At 38.6% G+C, this 18,385-nt stretch carries 13 protein-coding genes and 1 tRNA gene; 11 read left to right on the top strand and 3 right to left on the bottom strand.

The genetic code is table 11. The features are described 5' to 3' along the window. Positions 1 to 35: 35 nt before the first annotated feature. Positions 36 to 109 (bottom strand) — tRNA-Gly (locus KBP50_RS04490). A gap of 547 nt (positions 110 to 656) precedes the next feature. On the opposite strand from KBP50_RS04490, the gene dat reads away from it, so the two are divergent. From dat to KBP50_RS04435, 11 genes are all read left to right on the top strand, one after another. Next, complete coding sequence (gene dat / locus KBP50_RS04485; protein ID WP_050350187.1) at positions 657 to 1,526, top strand: D-amino-acid transaminase; 870 nt, start codon at positions 657 to 659, stop codon at positions 1,524 to 1,526. Positions 1,527 to 2,086: 560 nt separating this feature from the next. Next, positions 2,087 to 2,395, top strand: coding sequence for a DUF485 domain-containing protein (locus KBP50_RS04480; RefSeq protein WP_050350186.1), 309 nt, complete (start codon positions 2,087 to 2,089; stop codon positions 2,393 to 2,395). Then, positions 2,392 to 3,936: a solute symporter family protein gene (locus KBP50_RS04475; protein WP_050350185.1), complete on the top strand. Its 1,545-nt coding sequence runs from the start codon at positions 2,392 to 2,394 to the stop codon at positions 3,934 to 3,936. Before KBP50_RS04480 ends, KBP50_RS04475 begins: the two co-directional genes overlap by 4 nt. Beyond that, positions 3,933 to 5,705: a LytS/YhcK type 5TM receptor domain-containing protein gene (locus tag KBP50_RS04470; protein ID WP_050350184.1), complete on the top strand. Its 1,773-nt coding sequence runs from the start codon at positions 3,933 to 3,935 to the stop codon at positions 5,703 to 5,705. Before KBP50_RS04475 ends, KBP50_RS04470 begins: the two co-directional genes overlap by 4 nt. Before the next feature lie 263 nt (positions 5,706 to 5,968). Continuing rightward, complete coding sequence (locus KBP50_RS04465) at positions 5,969 to 6,742, top strand: LytR/AlgR family response regulator transcription factor (RefSeq protein ID WP_050350183.1); 774 nt, start codon at positions 5,969 to 5,971, stop codon at positions 6,740 to 6,742. Positions 6,743 to 6,883: 141 nt separating this feature from the next. Beyond that, positions 6,884 to 7,237 (top strand): DUF485 domain-containing protein, encoded by a 354-nt coding sequence (locus KBP50_RS04460; RefSeq protein WP_050350182.1) that lies wholly within the window; start codon positions 6,884 to 6,886, stop codon positions 7,235 to 7,237. 2 nt (positions 7,238 to 7,239) lie between these two features. Next, positions 7,240 to 8,772, top strand: coding sequence for a solute symporter family protein (locus tag KBP50_RS04455; RefSeq protein ID WP_050350442.1), 1,533 nt, complete (start codon positions 7,240 to 7,242; stop codon positions 8,770 to 8,772). 151 nt (positions 8,773 to 8,923) lie between these two features. Next, positions 8,924 to 10,609 (top strand): acetate--CoA ligase, encoded by a 1,686-nt coding sequence (gene acsA / locus KBP50_RS04450; protein ID WP_373314158.1) that lies wholly within the window; start codon positions 8,924 to 8,926, stop codon positions 10,607 to 10,609. A gap of 113 nt (positions 10,610 to 10,722) precedes the next feature. After that, positions 10,723 to 10,875, top strand: a complete 153-nt coding sequence (locus tag KBP50_RS04445) for a hypothetical protein (RefSeq protein WP_156875271.1) — start codon at positions 10,723 to 10,725, stop codon at positions 10,873 to 10,875. A 146-nt stretch (positions 10,876 to 11,021) separates the two neighbouring features. Next, positions 11,022 to 11,525 carry a DNA topology modulation protein gene (locus tag KBP50_RS04440; RefSeq protein WP_050350180.1) on the top strand — a complete coding sequence of 168 codons (504 nt, stop codon included), beginning with the start codon at positions 11,022 to 11,024 and terminating at the stop codon, positions 11,523 to 11,525. 129 nt (positions 11,526 to 11,654) lie between these two features. Then, positions 11,655 to 13,655, top strand: coding sequence for a S9 family peptidase (locus KBP50_RS04435; protein ID WP_050350179.1), 2,001 nt, complete (start codon positions 11,655 to 11,657; stop codon positions 13,653 to 13,655). A gap of 382 nt (positions 13,656 to 14,037) precedes the next feature. On the opposite strand, the gene carB is transcribed toward KBP50_RS04435, so the two are convergent. After that, a complete protein-coding gene (gene carB, locus KBP50_RS04430; protein ID WP_050350178.1) occupies positions 14,038 to 17,277 on the bottom strand; it encodes a carbamoyl-phosphate synthase (glutamine-hydrolyzing) large subunit in 3,240 nt (1,079 codons plus the stop codon). After that, positions 17,256 to 18,347: a carbamoyl phosphate synthase small subunit gene (locus KBP50_RS04425; RefSeq protein ID WP_050350177.1), complete on the bottom strand. Its 1,092-nt coding sequence runs from the start codon at positions 18,345 to 18,347 to the stop codon at positions 17,256 to 17,258. Before KBP50_RS04425 ends, carB begins: the two co-directional genes overlap by 22 nt. Positions 18,348 to 18,385 lie beyond the last annotated feature (38 nt).

The raw sequence follows: 18,385 nt of genomic DNA, 5'->3' as shown, positions 1-18,385 counted from the left end.
TTACTATTACGAAATACTGCGTTAAGACATATGTATGGAGCGGGTGAAGGGAATCGAACCCTCGTCATCAGCTTGGAAGGCTGAGGTTTTACCATTAAACTACACCCGCATCAAAAAATGTATTTTTTTGACTGCAGAAATTATTATAGCAATATCTTTAAAACAAATCAAGAGGAAATTTAATATTTCTCGACAAAAAGTTTACAAAAAATTAATATTGCCGTTTTCATCCATCAAAAAAAATAGATGTTATCATGGTTTAGTATTCGAATAGCCTCCCTTTTTAGCTACATTCCCCTTATCTAAAGCTATCATTATTATGTGTCTCCATATTCTCTTCATCATATAGTTGAAACTCTTGCAACCTATAGGTAGTCAGTAAGAAAAATTTCATGAGTTTAGAACGATACATAAAATTTATTCATTATATTTCATGCAATTCGCTACATATTACCAAAAACCTGCAAGTTAATACTATTTTATCGTTTTATGCCAGCTTAAATTGTGAACTTCGGCGAAAAAGTTGTGAACTTCGAGCAACCTATCTATGAACTTCGGCGAATCTCCTTAGAAAAGTAAGTTCCGTGACAAATACATATTTACATTCCACTAAAGAAGTTATAGAATAGTCATAAGATTTAGGGAGGAGAGGAAGTATGGCTGTATACCCAATTGTTTTAGCACAGCAAAATTTTACCCACCAAGATAGCTTACATTATCCGTTTGAAGAACGGGGGTTGCAATTTGGTGATGGTATTTATGAAGTCATTCGAATTTACAAAGGTAACTACTACCTTTTAAAAGAACATATGGATCGTTTATTTCGTTCGGCAGAAGCCATTAAAATTGATTTAAATGTAACGAAAGAAGAACTGACTCGCCTATTACTGAAGTTGTTAGAAAAAAATAAAATGACCTCAGACGGAAAAGTATATTTACAAGCGACAAGAGGATCTGCACCTCGTGATCATGTATTCCCAATCGATACCCCAGCAAATTTGTATGCTTACGTCCAAGATTTACCTCGCCATAGTGAAAAATTAAAACATGGTGTCTGTACGATTACGAGACCGGATGTCCGTTGGGAAAACTGTTATATCAAAAGCTTAAATTTGCTTCCTAACGTGTTGGCAAAACAAGAGGCAAAGGAACAAAACTGTTATGAAGCTATTTTGCATCGGGATGAACTTGTCACCGAATGCAGCTCGTCTAATATCTACATCGTTAAAGACGGGGCAATTTACACGCACCCTGCTACCAATCGCATCTTGCACGGCTGTGTGCGTATACGTGTAGAAAAATTTGCAAATGATCTTTCCATCCCATTTCATGAGCAGGCTTTTTATAAAGAGGAGCTCTTCCAAGCGGATGAAGTATTCTTATCTAGTAGCACGTCAGAAATCATGCCAGTTATTCAAGTAGACAACGAGCAAATACATGATGGAAAACCTGGAGTAATTACTCGGAAACTACAGGAAGCCTATGAACAAGACGCATTGATAACAGAGAATAAAATTACTTTATAATCCCTTGGGAATAATAAAGCAAAGTATACTTCCAAAGCGGGCGATTTGCATCATCCACCATTTCTAGGTTGTTTGGATTTTACTTTTAAAAAAAAGCATGGGAATAGTTCAAGGAATAATAATTTTTATAAAAAAGTTTAAAATAAGACTTAGAATATATAATGAATGAGGCGGACCATAACTAGTAACAGCTGATTAAAAATCAAACAATAAATCGTCATTTGTGTATACGCACGTTTTTAGCGTAACCAAAATATGTAGCCTCCTGCGGAACAGCGCGAGCTGAAAATCCCGTAGGAAGGCGATTTTTGCTTTCCAAGGAAGCTGAGGCAGTGCCTCACGGAAAGCGACGGATTTTGACATAGCGATAATAGGATTTTTTTTAATATAAACAAGCCGAACAATTATTAACTGATTGTTCGGCTTTTGCTATATACTATTTGCTTTGCTTATGCCCCAGACTCTTTTTCGTTAAGAAAAGCATGGATGTTTAGACTTTACAACATTTCCCCTCTCAGTTACTATATTCATAATAGAAAGAAAATACTGATAAAATCATCATGGGAAATCGAGAGAAAGTTGGTGTTCTTTTGCTTTATACCCAATATGAGATACTGATTAAAAGAAAGAAACGATTTCTTCTACAAATGCTAGTTTTTCTTTTGGCATTTTATTTTATGCTCCCTTTATCACTCGCATTATTTCCAGATTTCATGAACAGCACAAGTATTTTATTCGAATTTACCTGGGGATGGCTATACGCCTTTTTACAAATACCCATGACATGGGTATTGGGGTGGCTGTATTGTAGAAAAGCAAAGCAGTTTGACCGTTATAAGAACAAGCTAAAACAGGAGGCAGTATCGTGAATTTAACTTATTTCCTGTTTTTTATCTGTATTATTGTATGTACGTTAATTATTACCTATTGGGCAGCAAAACGAAGTAAGACAGCGAATCGCTTTTATACAGCAGCTGGCAGTTTAACTGGATTGCAAAACGGAATGGCAATTGCAGGAGATTTTATAAGTGCAGCGTCTTTTTTGGGAATTGTAGGGGCAATTGCTTTACACGGATATGACGGCTTTTTATATTCAATTGGCTTTCTCGTTTCCTATCTTGTTGTACTCTATTTAATTGCTGAGCCCGTACACCATCTTGGAAAATACTCACTTGGAGATGTAATTTGCGCTCGTTTTCCTGGGAGACAAATGCGCTTAATGATGGCAATCAGCGCTTTTATCATATCCATTCTATACATGATTCCTCAACTTGTCGCGTCAGGTCTCCTCATTCGTCTATTATTAAATACCGATTATTCGATCTCCGTAGTTGTGATTGGTAGTTTGATGACAATATATGTTGTCTTTGGAGGAATGCTGGCAACCTCCTGGGTACAAATCGTAAAAACAGTCGTATTAATGTCCGGAACCTTCCTACTATCATTAATTGTGTTTTCTCATTTTAATTGGAAAATAGAAGATTTATTAGTAGCTGTAAAAAAAGGGACGCCATTAGGAGAAGCATTTTTTTTGGCTGGACATTTGTTTCAACAACCATTGGAGATGTTATCCATGCAGTTGGCATTAATACTAGGTACAGCTGGATTGCCACATATTTTAATTCGCCTTTTCACTGTGAAAAACATTCTTGAGGTGCGTCGTTCCATTACTAGTGCTACTTGGATAATTGGTATATTTTACTTCATGACCCTCGTCCTTGGTCTTGGAACCATCGCGATTTTAGGCTTCGAACTATTAATTACTACAGATTCTACCGGTAATTTAGCGGCACCTCTTTTGGCACAAGCGGTTGGCGGCGACTTTCTATTAGCATTCATTTCTGCAATTGCTTTTACAACGATCGTTGCAGTTATTTCAGGTCTGGTCATTTCTGCAACTTCTGCATTTTCTCACGACGTGTACCATCATTTAATAAGAAAGGGAAAATCAACTGAAAAAGAACAACTTCAAGCAGCACGATGGACTGCATTAGGAATTGGTCTTATATCGACACTATTTGCATTACAACTTGAAAATATAAATGTGACTTTTTTAGTCTCTTTAACATTTATTGTCGCTGCCTCCAGCAACTTCCCTATACTACTTTTAACAATTTATTGGAAGCGCTTCAACAAAGCAGGAGCTCTAATTGGCATGATAAGTGGACTCACCGCATCTATAATCTTCGTTGCTCTTGGTCCACATATTATGAATACGGATGGAGGTTGGATACCATATAAGCCTATATTCACGCTATATAACCCTGGAATTATCGTTATTCCTATTGGTTTTTTAGGGGCGATTATCGGTAGCTATGTAACACGTGGGAGAGAAAAGTGGACGAAGGAAAAGCAAGCATTTTTCCTAAGAGCGCAAACAGGTGTTACTACAAGGAGAGAAAGATCTTGAAGGAATTGACTATTATTTTATTTGAACGACAAGGTTTACTATTAGTAATCGCTTTTGTTATGACTCGTACACCTGGTTTTCGTACATTGCTTTATCGGGAATATAGTGTACGAATGTCTATTGTTCATAGTTTTATTTTTGGTCTGTTTGGCATTGCCAGTACAATAACAGGAATTACCATTGATGGGGATACGATTATTCGCAGCTTTGTTTGGCAAGCAGAGGATGATCAGCTTATTGTAAGTTCGAGCCTAATCGCTATTGTGATAGCTGGGCTTTTAGGAGGTCCTTCGGTTGGATTTGGAGCAGGCATCATTGCTGGAGCACATGTCATGCTATTAGGGGGTATCGGTTGGCTTGCCAATGGAATTGTAAATCCACTTACTGGGCTATTAGCTGGATTAACAGCGCAATTTTTTTCCAATGAACGCGTCATCTCTCCAATGAAGGCTTTGTTTATTGGTGTTTTCCCACCTGTATTGCATATGCAATTATTGTTAATTATTCATTCACAATCAGGTGAAACAGTGACCATTGTTGATCGAATCGGTCTTCCATTAGTATTGTCAAATAGTATCGCTATCGCCGTTTTCACAGCAATGATTGGCATAGTTCTTCGGGAGCAAGAAAATGAAGCAGCACTTGCAGCTAAACAAGCACTTGCAATTGCAGAGGAGGCACTCCCGTTTTTAAGAAATGATTATCCACAGCAAATGGCTATAGGCATCGCTCAGCTATTATACGAGAGATTAAAGCTTGCTGCAGTTTCAGTTACAATTGGAACAGAAGTGCTTGCTCATGTAGGTATCGCCGATGATCACCATCGTTCAGGAGATCAAATTAGTACTGCTATTTCTCGGGAAGCAATGGAAACAAAAGAAATGAAAATTGCTTATACTCCTTCCGAGATTCAATGTAGAATACAAGACTGCCCTTTAGAGGCTGCTATTATTATTCCAATAGTAGCTGCGGATGAACCAACATGGTTAATCCAATTTTATTTCCGTAAATCGCAGCATATTCGTCCAGTAGAAATCATGCTGGCGAAAGGCTTAGGACAATTGATATCCAAGCAAATGGATACCATTGCCGCTGAGAAGCTAAAATCACATATACGCGATGCAGAATTACGAAACTTACAAGCCCAGATCAATCCGCACTTTTTGTTTAATACACTACACTTAATTAGTTCTTTAATTCGAGAAGATCCTGAAAGAGCGAAATATATTACGGTCCAACTGGCAAACTATATGAGATTTAATTTGCGGCTTGTTTCTAAATCGTTAGTTAAATTAGAAAAAGAATGTGAACATGTAAAAGCCTATATCGATATTGTGCAAGCCCGTTTTGCATGTCAAATGGAAATTGTTTTTTTACGACCAACCATTTTACCTGAAGTATTTATTCCACCATCTACCATTCAACCACTTGTTGAAAATGCGGTACGACACGGACTAAAAAATGTGACCCACAACGGTAGAATCAACGTTTGCATTCAAGTAGAAAGTGCAACAATCCTTATCTATGTACAAGATAATGGTATGGGCTTTTCGGAGGAAATGTTAAAAGCTATTCAACATCAAACGTCAGCAAAACAAAACGAAACTTATGAAAAAACGGGATTGCGTAATGTAAACCAGCGGCTTGTCCACTTGCTTGGAGAGTCGGCAAAGTTGCATTTTCGAAATTTAACGAATGGTGGAAGTGAAGTATTATTTCGAATTCCTAAAATAACCACAGGAGAGCTAATTAACAATGCAACAGTTTAAAATCAAATAAATGCTTAGTTGGTAATCCGGATCATTTTAAAACGATCATTTTTCCTAATTTTTAAAACGGATTGAAAATCGGCTTAGCAGCAGTTTTAATTTCAATTTTAGAAGCTCTTCGACACATCAAGCTAGATTGTTAATAGTTTGCTGCTTTGTGTACATCATTTGCAAGAGTTAAAAATCGACCATATTCTTTTAAGCTTTTAAATAAAGCAAACTAAATAAAGCAGCGAAAAAATATTATTCAGGGTGGTTATATAATGAGTATTCAAATATTAATTGCCGAGGATGAACATATGGCACGGAAGGAGTTACTTTATCTTCTTAAACATGAAGAAAATGTACACATCTGCCCAGCAGCAGAAACTGGGGAGCAACTTGTTGAACATTTTTTTACATATGAACCAGATGTTATTTTTCTTGATGTCCACATGCCGGGGTTGTCAGGAGTGGAAGCTGCCAAGAAAATTTTTTACGCGTCGGAAGGCTATATACCATTAATTGTTTTCACAACAGCATATGATGATTACGCTTTAGATGCATTTGAAATTGAAGCGGTGGATTATTTATTAAAACCTTATGATGTGAAACGGTTTAAAACAGCCATGAAACGTGTACGAAAACGATTAGCTCAAATCGAAGACCAAAAAGTCGACTGGGATAAGCCGAAGGAAGTTCAGCCTAACCCTTCTTCACAAAAGCTTTTGCTTGATGACGGAGAACGTATGGTAGTTGTCGATCCTGATTCTATTTATTATGCCGTGCCATTTAAACGAATGCTGGAAATTCATACGACCGATAAAACCATTCATTGTCGTATGACACTTCAAGAACTAGAAGATATGCTGACTGGATTTGCGTTTTTCCGTACCCACCGTAGCTATTTAGTTAATCTTAACTATATTGACGAGATTACACCATGGTTTAATGGCACAAGTAATATAACACTCAAAAATAAACAGCAAACAATGATCCCTGTAAGCAGGTCTGCAAGAAAGGCTTTACTTACTATTTTTTCAAGTAACCATTCATGAAACGATAAAAACCATTCGCACATTGATTTCTACCGTTGAACCAAAAATATTATCTGTTTGTTGCCTCACCTTTATACTATTATTAAGCGCTTACATAGTTTGCGTGACTGTAGTAGTCATAAAAAAAGGAGGAGGATAACATTGGAGAGTCACTATGATAAGCAGCGTACGTTTAGGCAGGGAGTGGATTATGTCAAGGTAGAAAACAGTTCTTCATTTCAAAGACTTATGTACGAACGAAAAAAATTTATTTTGCCATTAACGATTTTCTTTTTAGTATTTTACTTTATATTGCCAATCTTAACCTCTTATACAACTTTCTTAAATACTCCAGCGTTTGGCGATATTTCCTGGGTATGGATTTTTGCTTTTTCTCAGTTCATTATGACATGGGTGCTATCTACAATTTATGTGAAAAAGGCTGCTTCATTTGATGAGCAAGCTGAGCAAATCATTCGTGAACAAATAGACGACAAAGGAAGAGATGCTATATGAAGATGGATGCCACCGTAGTCATCTTATTTTTGAGCATTGTATTATTAACACTAGTGATTACTTATTTCGCAGCTAAACGAACGCAAACCACAGGAGACTTTTATACTGCTGGGGGCGGTTTAACTGGTTGGCAAAATGGATTAGCAATTGCTGGAGATTATTTATCGGCTGCTTCTTTTTTAGGGATTGCAGGGGCAATTGCGTTACATGGTTTTGATGGTTTTTTCTATAGTATTGGGTTTCTAATTGCCTATTTAGTAGTATTATTACTTGTTGCAGAACCACTACGTAATCTCGGAAAATATACATTAGCAGATATGATTAATGCTCGCTTTGATGCAAAAAAAATTCGTGGTGTCGCTGCTTTAAGTACTATTACCATTGTGCTTTTTTACATGATTGCACAGCTTGTCGGCGCAGGAGCACTCATCCAGCTTTTATTCGGAATCGATTATTGGATCGCTGTGTTAATTGTAGGCATCATGATGACCATTTATGTGTTATTTGGTGGAATGATTGCAACAAGCTGGGTGCAAATTACGAAAGCAGTTCTACTAATGGCTGGAATGGTGATTATTTCATTTCTTGTTCTACTGAAATTCAACTTTAACATCTCCACAATGTTTACAGAAGTGAAATCCGCAACAGGTCATGGCGCAGACTTCTTAAAGCCTGGCTTAAAGTATACCGATCCACTGGGAACTATTTCTTTAATGATTGCACTTGTTCTCGGAACTTCTGGACTGCCTCATATTTTGATGCGCTTTTTCACCGTAAAAGATGCCAAAACAGCAAGGAGCTCAGTCATTACTGCAACATGGACAATTGGAGTCTTTTATATATTAACGCTCTTTTTAGGCTTTGGTGCGGCAGCATTTGTTGGCGAGCGTAACATATTGGCTGCAAATCCAGGTGGCAACATGGCAGCTCCATTATTAGCTGAAGTAATCGGTGGAGACATTTTATTTGCCTTTATCTCTGCAGTTGCTTTTGCAACAATTCTCGCAGTAGTAGCTGGACTTGTTCTTTCAGGAGCATCCGCATTTGCTCATGACTTATACGGTCAAATTTTAAAAAGAGGAGAGGCAACCGATAAACAGCAAATGCTCGCCGCTCGTTATGCAGCCTTATCTGTATCCGTTTTCTCGATTCTATTAGCACTGTTTGCCCAAACGTTAAATGTTGCTTTTCTTGTTTCACTTGCTTTTTGCATTGCCGCAAGTGCTAACCTGCCTGTTATTTTATATACCGTATATTGGAAGAGGTTTAATACAACAGGTGCGATTACAGCGATGCTCTGCGGGTTAGCTTCTGCATTAATTCTTGTTTCTATTAGTCCAAGTGTATTTTCTCCAAATGAGGGGGAAGCGTTATTTGTGGGGAATCCTCTTTTCCCTCTGGATAATCCAGCGCTTATATCTGTACCACTTGGTTTTCTAGGAGGTTATATTGGAACGATATTATCAAAAGAACATGACGCTACACGATATGCTGAAGTTAAAGTGAAAGCAAATACTGGATATAGAGATTCTTAATGGAAGAATAATATATTATTCTATTAGCCAACGCGTCATATTTTTTATTATCAGCATACATTTTATATAAAGATATAATTTCACCAAATGATATCTTATAGGAGGGATTCGTATGAGTAAAACAGTTGCTTCTTTACATGAGAAACCAAACATGCCTAGCTATGAGGAAGCATGTGCAAATTTTTCTTGGAAAGAAGTAGAAAAAACGTTCTCTTGGTACCAAACAGGAAAAGTCAATATGGCATATGAGGCAATCGATCGTCACGCTGAATCATGGCGGAAAAACAAAGTTGCCTTATATTATAGTGATTTGACACGCGACGAAAAGTATACGTTTCAGGATTTGAAATATTTATCAAACAAGTTTGGCAATGTACTAAAGAAAATAGGTGTTCAAAAAGGAGATCGCGTGTTTCTATTTTTACCACGTCAGCCTGAAACCTATATTAGTTTATTTGGAATATTGAAGATTGGCGCAATTGCCGGGCCCTTGTTTGAAGCATTCATGGAACAAGCAGTGCACGATCGTTTAGAGAATAGTGAGGCTTCTACATTAATAACAACATCGGAGCTATTATCACGCGTTCCTTATGAAAAACTGCCGCATTTAAAAGATATCATCTTAATAGGTGATGGCGATATTCCAGAGAATACGGAGCATACCAACTTCTACCACTATGAAACAGAAATGGAAAAATCACCGCGTAAACTTGGTATAGAATGGATGGATCGTGAAGATGGTATGATTCTTCATTATACATCTGGATCCACTGGTAAACCAAAAGGGGTATTGCATGTTCATAACGCGATGATACAACAATACCAAACTGCCAAATGGGTATTAGATTTAAAAGAGGATGATGTTTATTGGTGTACAGCTGATCCAGGGTGGGTAACTGGTACATCTTATGGAATATTTGGACCATGGCTTAATGGCGCATCCAGTGTTATCCGTGGTGGGAGATTTACCCCTGAAGACTGGTATTCTACTATTGAAAAATACCGAGTTACCATTTGGTATAGCGCTCCTACAGCTTTTCGTAGACTGATGGCTGTTGGCGATGAACTCATTCAAAAATATGACCTTAGTTCATTGAGACATATTTTAAGTGTTGGAGAACCGCTTAATGCAGAAGTGATTCACTGGGGAAGAAAAGTTTATGGTCTCCATATTCATGATCATTGGTGGATGACAGAAACAGGAGGTATTTTGATTTCCAACTACCCGACAATGAACATAAAACCTGGTTCTATGGGAAAACCATTTCCGGGTATAGAAGCAGCTATTTTAGATGGGGATGGCAATGAGGTTCCAAGAGGCCAAATGGGACGTTTATGTATTAAAACAGGTTGGCCATCAATGATGCGACGAATTTGGAAAAACGAAGAAAAATGGAAAGAATACTTTGCACTAGAAGGCTGGTATATTTCCGGAGATTTAGCTACAATGGATGAAGACGGTTATATTTGGTTCCAAGGACGAGATGATGATGTCATTATGACGTCAGGAGAACGAGTAGGGCCATTTGAGGTAGAAAGTAAGCTTATTGAACATCCTGCGGTAGCTGAAGCAGCTGTGATTGGTAAACCAGATCCAGTTCGTGGAGAAATTGTTAAAGCGTTTGTGGCACTACGAGATGGCTTTGAAAAAACGGAAAATCTAGAACAAGAACTCCGCCAATTTGTTAAAGAGGGTCTTGCAGCTCATGCTGCTCCTAGAGAAATAGAGATTCGCGACTTTTTACCGAAAACAAGAAGTGGAAAGATTATGCGTCGGGTATTAAAAGCATGGGAGCTTAATTTGCCAGCAGGCGATCTCTCAACAATGGAGAAATGATGATAGATAGTTATTCAAAAACACCATGAACATGGGATAAGTTTAGGCTTGTTATAGCTACTACCTTAGTAACTGTACTTTATCTCACTTCTCCTTGCTTAAAATTTTTTAAAATGAAAACGACAGCTCACTTGAAACAATGTGAACTGTCGTTTATTTTCTCAAGCTTTATGGCAATCTTTTTACTAGTTATTCAAATAGCTGATTACTTGCAACGTATTGCTTGGTCTTCTGCTGTTTTTGAAGCGCTTCGTGCTCCTACATAAGTTGTCTGCCTTCATCATTTTTTTGTTAGAACCAGTTTTTTGTCGATAGCTGTAGTTTTCTTCTATTATAAACCCTAAAATTTTATGCCTTTCGATAGTTTATTTTTAAAACATCTCCCCCACTTTAACTCTAGGAGGTCTGCATAGTGAAAAAGATTATGATTATTGGCAACCCCGGATCAGGAAAATCAACATTAGCTAGAAAATTAAGTGACCTTTTAGGTATACCCGCTTATCATATGGACACCATTTTTTGGCAACCTGGCTGGGTTCCGATAAAACGGGAAAAACTTGTTCAGGAAACAAAAAAGTTGATGGAAAAAGACGCTTGGATTATTGACGGCAATTACGGCGCAACGATGGATATACGTTTAAAAGAAGCTGACACTATCATCCTTTTACATTTCTCCACGATTCGTTGCTTGTATGGAATTACCAAACGGAGAATTCAATATCATAACAGAACACGTCCTGACTTAACTGAAGGCTGCCCGGAAAAACTGGATCGGGAATTCTTTCAATGGGTTCGCAAATTTAATAAACGGAAAGCTCCACACATCTACGAGCGCCTAGCGAACTACCCAGACAAACGACAGCTTATTTTCAAAAACAGAACCCAGTTACAAAAATTTCTTCAAAAACTTAGCTAATATTTGTGATACATGAACCATTGCAATTGCAAGCGATTGAAAAATCTAAATTATCTCTCACCTCCTAATTGATTCGCGTGTCGAAATAGTTTAAACTATGATTACATATTTATCAAGGAGGGTTTTCCTATGAGTCTTAAACGAGCACTTCAAGTAGATGATATGTTGCAACTTAACGTCGTTAGTGATCCACAATTCACACCAGATGGTCGGGCTTTTACGTACACAATGACAACCATAAATGATCAAAATGAGTATGAATCACAGCTAATGTACCAAAGACTTAAAGATAAGCATGCTACCCCTTGGACCTTTCATGCATCTAAAAATAGCAATCTACGATTTTCCCCTGATGGGAAGCGAGCTGTCTTTCAATCTACTAGAAGCGGACGTCCCCAACTATGGTTGATCCATACAGACGGCGGTGAGGCAAAACAATTGACGACGTTTCGCCATGGAGCCACAAATCCAATCTGGTCTAAAGATGGTAAACATGTATTCTTTACTGCTTTCCTCGAAGCTGACGATGATATACATAACCAAAAAGAGCCTACCAAAGAGGAAGAGCAAAAAGAAAAAGAACAGAAGCAAAAAAAACCATTGATCGTCAATCGTATCACATATAAATCTGATGCAAGAGGCTTTCATGATCAAAAACGAGCCCAGATTATCATGTTAACAATCTACGATGAAGCATTATACCAACTAACAGAGGCAGATGCTGACCATGTCCTTCAGGATATTTCTCCTGATGGTACAACGCTACTATACGCAGCTAATTTAACCGATAATGCGGATTATGAATTAACCAATGATCTCTATTGTCTCCATTTAATGACAAAAGCAACGAGCAAGCTTACAGATGGAAAAAGCACTTACGATAAAGCTGTTTTTTCACCAGACGGCAGTAAAATCGCTAGCTTTGGGCATGAGTTTGCCTATAAAGGTGCGTCCCTTACTGAACTTTACGTATTTGACATAAAAACGAAAGAGCGAACCTGCTTGAGCAAAGACTGGGATGTGGAGCTTGGTGATGCCATGATCGGTGATACACGGCTTGGCGAATCAGAATCAGGACCAATTTGGAATGAAGATAGTTCAAAGATTTTCTTTATTGCAACAGATCAAGGGGCTACAGAATTTCACGCAGCTTCCATTGATGGTGGTAACGAAGTCATTTATAAACAAAACAATCATATTTTTGGATTTTCCTATGACAAATACAGTAATTCCTTCATCCTGGGAATGAGCAGACCGACAAATCCAGGTGAATTTTATCTCTTACAGGAAGATGGCACGCTAGAACCAATGACAGATAATAATCGTACATTTCTTAGGGATGTAGACCTTCAAGAACCGGAAGAATTGCTTATCCAGACTGAAGATAATTGGGAAGTTCAAGGTTGGTTATTACGTCCTTATGGCTTTACAGAAGGGAAAAAATACCCAACTATATTAGAAATTCATGGCGGTCCTCATGCTATGTATGGGCAGACATTTTTCTTTGAAATGCAGCTCCTTGCAGCAAAAGGTTATGTCGTTTTGTATACTAACCCACGGGGAAGTCACGGATACGGGCAGGCATTTGTCAATGCATGCAGAGGTGATTATGGTGGTGGCGATTATCGTGATATCATGGCAGCTGTAGACTATGCTATGCATCAGTATAGCTTTATCGATGAACAACGTCTAGGCGTTACAGGTGGGAGCTATGGCGGGTTTATGACCAATTGGATTGTTGGTCATACGAATCGATTTAAAGCCGCTGTAACACAGCGTTCTATCTCTAATTGGCTTAGCTTTTATGGTGTAAGTGATATTGGCTTCTTCTTTACCGAGTGGGAGCATGGAGTGAATCTATTAGATGATCCAGCAAAACTTTGGGAGTTCTCGCCATTAAAATATGCTAAAAACGTGGAAACACCATTGCTTATTTTACATGGTGAATTGGACTATCGTTGTCCGATTGAGCAAGGCGAGCAGTTGTTTATTACATTAAAACACTTGAAAAAGGAAGTAGAATTCGTGCGCTTCCCTCACGCAAACCACGAACTAAGCAGGAGCGGAAATCCTGACATGCGAATCGAACGTTTAAACCATATTATAAGATGGTTTGACACTTATCTATAATAGGCATACAGTCCACATCTCTTATCAGTGGAAGTTATTTCCCGCTTCCACTTATGGTTCATGCCCTTTTACAGTTGGACTTCCAGCTATTTTCCTAGATTCACCGCGTAGTATGGAAGGAAAACATCATACTGCTAGTTACATGCGTAACTAAATCGAGAGCTGATCGCAACACCAGCTCTCGACTAGTTTAAATAAAGTGAATCTTCAATCGCCAAAGAGATTTCATTCATCCCCCACGGCTTGTTAGTAGCCCAAGGGTATGACCTAAAAAACAGGGCATTTAGGCGCTGTTATCTCGTACTTAGACTTGTTGCAGTACAGATTATCCAACTCCTAAAAGCGGGAGTCTTACAGCATCTTTTATACGGGATAAAAATAATCAGTTTGTTACGTTTGTCTTGAATAGAGTTGTATGATAGTCTTGTAGCGCCAGCATTGGCAAACTGTCACACGCCGATATTGTTTTTAACACGATTGCTTCAAAAGTCTCCAAGCTTGTAAAGCAAGGAACTTGATAACGAACCGCCCACTCACGAAGATGAAAGCCAAAACTGTTCACGTTTCTACCTTGTTCTGGCAAATTCAGAATCATGTCAGGCGGATATGGTTCCAAAGTATCTGTAAGTTCATCTCGGTTATGGATCACATGCTTAACGGAAATACCGTTTGCGTTTAAAAAACGAGCTGTTCCTTTTGTTGCCAGTAAGGAAATACCCGCTTCACTGGCTGATTGAATCGTTTTAAGACTGCTTGTCTTCATACGATCGGCAATAGATACGAGCATAGTGAGATTTTTATACGCCTTTGTTTGGTCAAAAAGGAAAGCAGCAATTTTAGTTAAAACTTCCTCCTGCTGATAAGAAATAGCAATGACTTCTCCCGTAGACTTCATTTCTGGACCCAATACATGATCAACGCCTTTTAACTTTCCTGCAGAAAAAACTGGCGCTTTTACGGTGAAAAATGGAGGTTCTTGACATAGATTCATTTCTGTTGTAATTTCCTCTAAAGCATATCCAAGCTGCACTTGAACAGCCCACTTCACCATAGGTAGATCTGTCATTTTACTCATGATCGGAACGGTACGTGAAGCTCGCGGATTCACTTCCAATACATACACTTCTTCGTGATATAAGATGAATTGAATATTCATCACACCGACAATCGGTACAGATTGAGCAATTTTTGTAGCAATCGAGACGATCTGCTGTTTTTCTGTATCCGATAGCGTTATAGGTGGAAAGATCGCCAAGCTATCTCCTGAATGCACACCAGCCTTTTCAATATGTTCCAAAATACCTGGGATAAGGACCCTTTCCCCGTCACTAATTACATCGACTTCACATTCTTTACCTGGAAGATATGAATCAATTAACAACGGCCAGCAATAGTCATTCGTATCCGCTTGAATACGCATGACGTAATTTTCAAGCTCTTCCTGATCATAGGCAATAAACATGGACTGTCCTCCGATCACATAAGAAGGTCGAATTAACACCGGAAAACCAAGTTGCTCCGAGGCTTCATCTAATTGCCCGCTATGTTGAACCATATATCCCTTCATATGTGGAATGGAACCTTCATCCAATAACTGATAAAACTGCTCCCGCTCCTCCATTTGAGCAATATGTTTTGGTGTTGTTCCATAAACGTGAATACCCTCTTGTTCGAGTTCTGTTACCAGATTTACTGCTGTTTGGCCGCCAAACTGAATAAGCACTCCTGCTGCCTTTTCTTTCGCAATAATTTGTAGAATATCTTCTAGCGCTAATGGTTCAAAATATAACTTATCAGCAACAGAGTAATCGGTGCTAACGGTTTCTGGGTTATTATTTACGACAATTGCTTCGTATCCAAGTTGTTTCACCGCTAAGGCAGCATGTACAGAGCAATAGTCAAATTCGACTCCTTGACCAATCCGTATCGGTCCAGAGCCAAGAATTAATACTTTTCGCTTTCCTTGATTTACTCTCACTTCGTCTTGACCATGCCACGTTGAATAATAATATGGGGTTGCAGCAGCAAATTCTCCAGCGCAGGTGTCCACTAATTTATATGCAGGTTTTATTTGCAGCTGTTTATATTTGTCCCTTAATTCATTTGGCTTTGCACCTATTATCCTAGCAATCTGCTTATCCCCCAGATTAAACCGTTTTGCTTGTAGTAATAAAGTTTTCGGGATATTAGAGATGGTATAGGCTGCCAATTGTTTTTCTAAAGCTAAAATTCGCTCCATTTTAGCTAAAAACCAAGGATCGATTTGTGTGATGAGATGTAGTTCTTCTAGAGACCAGTCACGGTTTATTGCTTCAGCAAGTGCAAATAACCGCACATCATTAGGCTCTTCAATCCATTCACGTAAAGCTACATCCGATATGTTGGTGAATTTAGGTAAATGTAAGCCATCTACATTCATCTCTAATGAACGGACAGCTTTATTTAGTGCGCCCTCAAATGTGCGGTCAATTGCCATCACTTCCCCAGTTGCTTTCATTTGCGTCCCTAATGTACGATCAGCTTCAGTAAACTTATCAAACGGAAAACGTGGCAGCTTTACGACAACGTAGTCCAGTGCAGGTTCAAACGCAACCGAGGTGGTGTCTGTAATCGGATTTACAATTTCATCCAAACGATAGCCTAGGGCACATTTCGTTGCCACACGTGCTATAGGATAACCTGTCGCTTTGGATGCGAGTGCCGAGGATCTGCTTACTCTTGGGTTCACCTCAATAATGCAATAGTTATTTGATGTTGGATCTAAAGCAAACTGAATATTACATCCTCCGACTACCTTCAATGCACGAATAACTTTTAACGAAGCTACGCGTAACATCTGATACTGTGTATCTGTTAAAGTTTGTGAAGGAGCTGTTACGATGGAATCGCCTGTATGTACCCCCACTGGATCCATATTCTCCATATTACAAACAATTACGCATGTATCGTTTGCATCTCGTATGACTTCATATTCAATTTCCTTCCAACCTTTGATACTTTTTTCTACAAGTACTTGGCGGATAGGACTAAGCTTTAAAGCATTCTCTAATCGCTTTATAAGTTCTGTTTCATTGTATGCAAAACCTCCACCTTCTCCCCCCAATGTATACGCCGGACGTAGAATAACAGGAAAACCTATTTCCTTTGCAAATGAAATCCCTGTTTGAATATCTTCGACTACTTTTGATTGGGAAACTGGTTCATTCATATCGAGCATTAACTGTCGGAATGCTTCTCTGCTTTCTCCTTTTTGAATGGATTCTACTTCCGTTCCAAGTACTTTTACGTGATACCGGGCAAGAATACCTTTATCGTGTAGTGCAATTGTTATATTTAATCCGGTCTGTCCCCCAAGTGTACCGATTAACCCGTCCGGTCTTTCCTTAGCAATAATCTTTTCCAAATTATTTACCGTTATAGCTTCCAAATAAACGCGATCAGCAATCGCTTTATCCGTCATGATGGTTGCTGGATTATTGTTTACTAAAATAACTTCGATTCCCTCTTCCTTAAGCGCTAAACATGCTTGTGTTCCTGCATAATCAAATTCAGCAGCTTGCCCAATGACGATTGGCCCAGAACCTATCACCAGTACTTTATTTAAGCTTTTTCGCATAACCATTCTTCCTTTAACTGTATGACTTGCTGTACAAAATCGGTTAAAATATATGCCGTATCACTTGGTCCAGGATGAGCCTCTGGATGAAATTGAACAGTAGTAATAGGTAAGTGTTTGTGCTTCATTCCTTCAACAGATTGGTCATGGACATGTTCAAAAATTACCTGAAAAATGGTACTGCTTAGACTTTCTTTTTTTACCACATAGCCATGGTTTTGCGCAGTTATGCTTATTTTACCTGTTTGCAAGTCTTTTACCGGATGGTTTGACCCTCGGTGTCCAAACGGCAATTTTTCGGTTTCTGCACCGTGTGCCAAAGCAACAAGCTGATGTCCTAAGCAAATCCCTAATGTTGGATAAGCTTCCGTCACTGCTTTTATATGCGGAAAATAGATCTGAAGCTCACTAGGGTTGCCCGGACCATTACTTATCATGATACCATCTGGCTGTAACGCCTTGATTGCTTTTACGGTATAGTGATAAGGAACTACCGTTACCCGACAACCTAGCTCAAGCAGTGCTGTTACAATCGATTTTTTATAACCAAAATCAAGAATGACGATATGACAATTCCCCTCGCCCATTTGGATTGGAGACTTTACTGCTACTTCCTGAACTAACTCCTTTACACTTGGCAACGTAAATTCATATTTGTAATCCGGAAAAGCTTTCTCTAACACCAATCTCCCTTTTACCGTTCCATATTTCCTGATCAAAGCAACGAGTGCCCTCGTATCCACATTTTTCAAGCCAGGAATAGCATGCTTTTTTAATGCTTCCGTAAAAGTAGACTGCAATTGATAATGACTCGGTTCGTCACAGACGTCGTTCAAAATAACACCAGCAACTTGTAAACGGTAACTTTCGGAATCATTCACATTCATTCCATAATTCCCAACGACAGGGTAAGTTAAGATCACGATTTGCCCAGCGTACGAAGGGTCAGTTAGCATTTCTTGATAACCAGTCATACTTGTATTAAAAACAAGCTCTCCAACACCTTCCTCCATATACCCAATCCAATCTCCGGTAAATATTTCCCCTGTCTCTAAAACGAGCTGTCCCTTTGTCATTTTCTTCATTCACCTCTATGATGGAATTCTAATTATTC

Origin of the sequence: Virgibacillus pantothenticus (assembly GCF_018075365.1) — a bacterium.
Taxonomy (GTDB): Bacteria; Bacillota; Bacilli; order Bacillales; family Amphibacillaceae; genus Virgibacillus; species Virgibacillus pantothenticus.
Note: the sequence above shows the minus strand (reverse complement) of the source record. Positions and strands in the feature narration are given on the sequence as shown.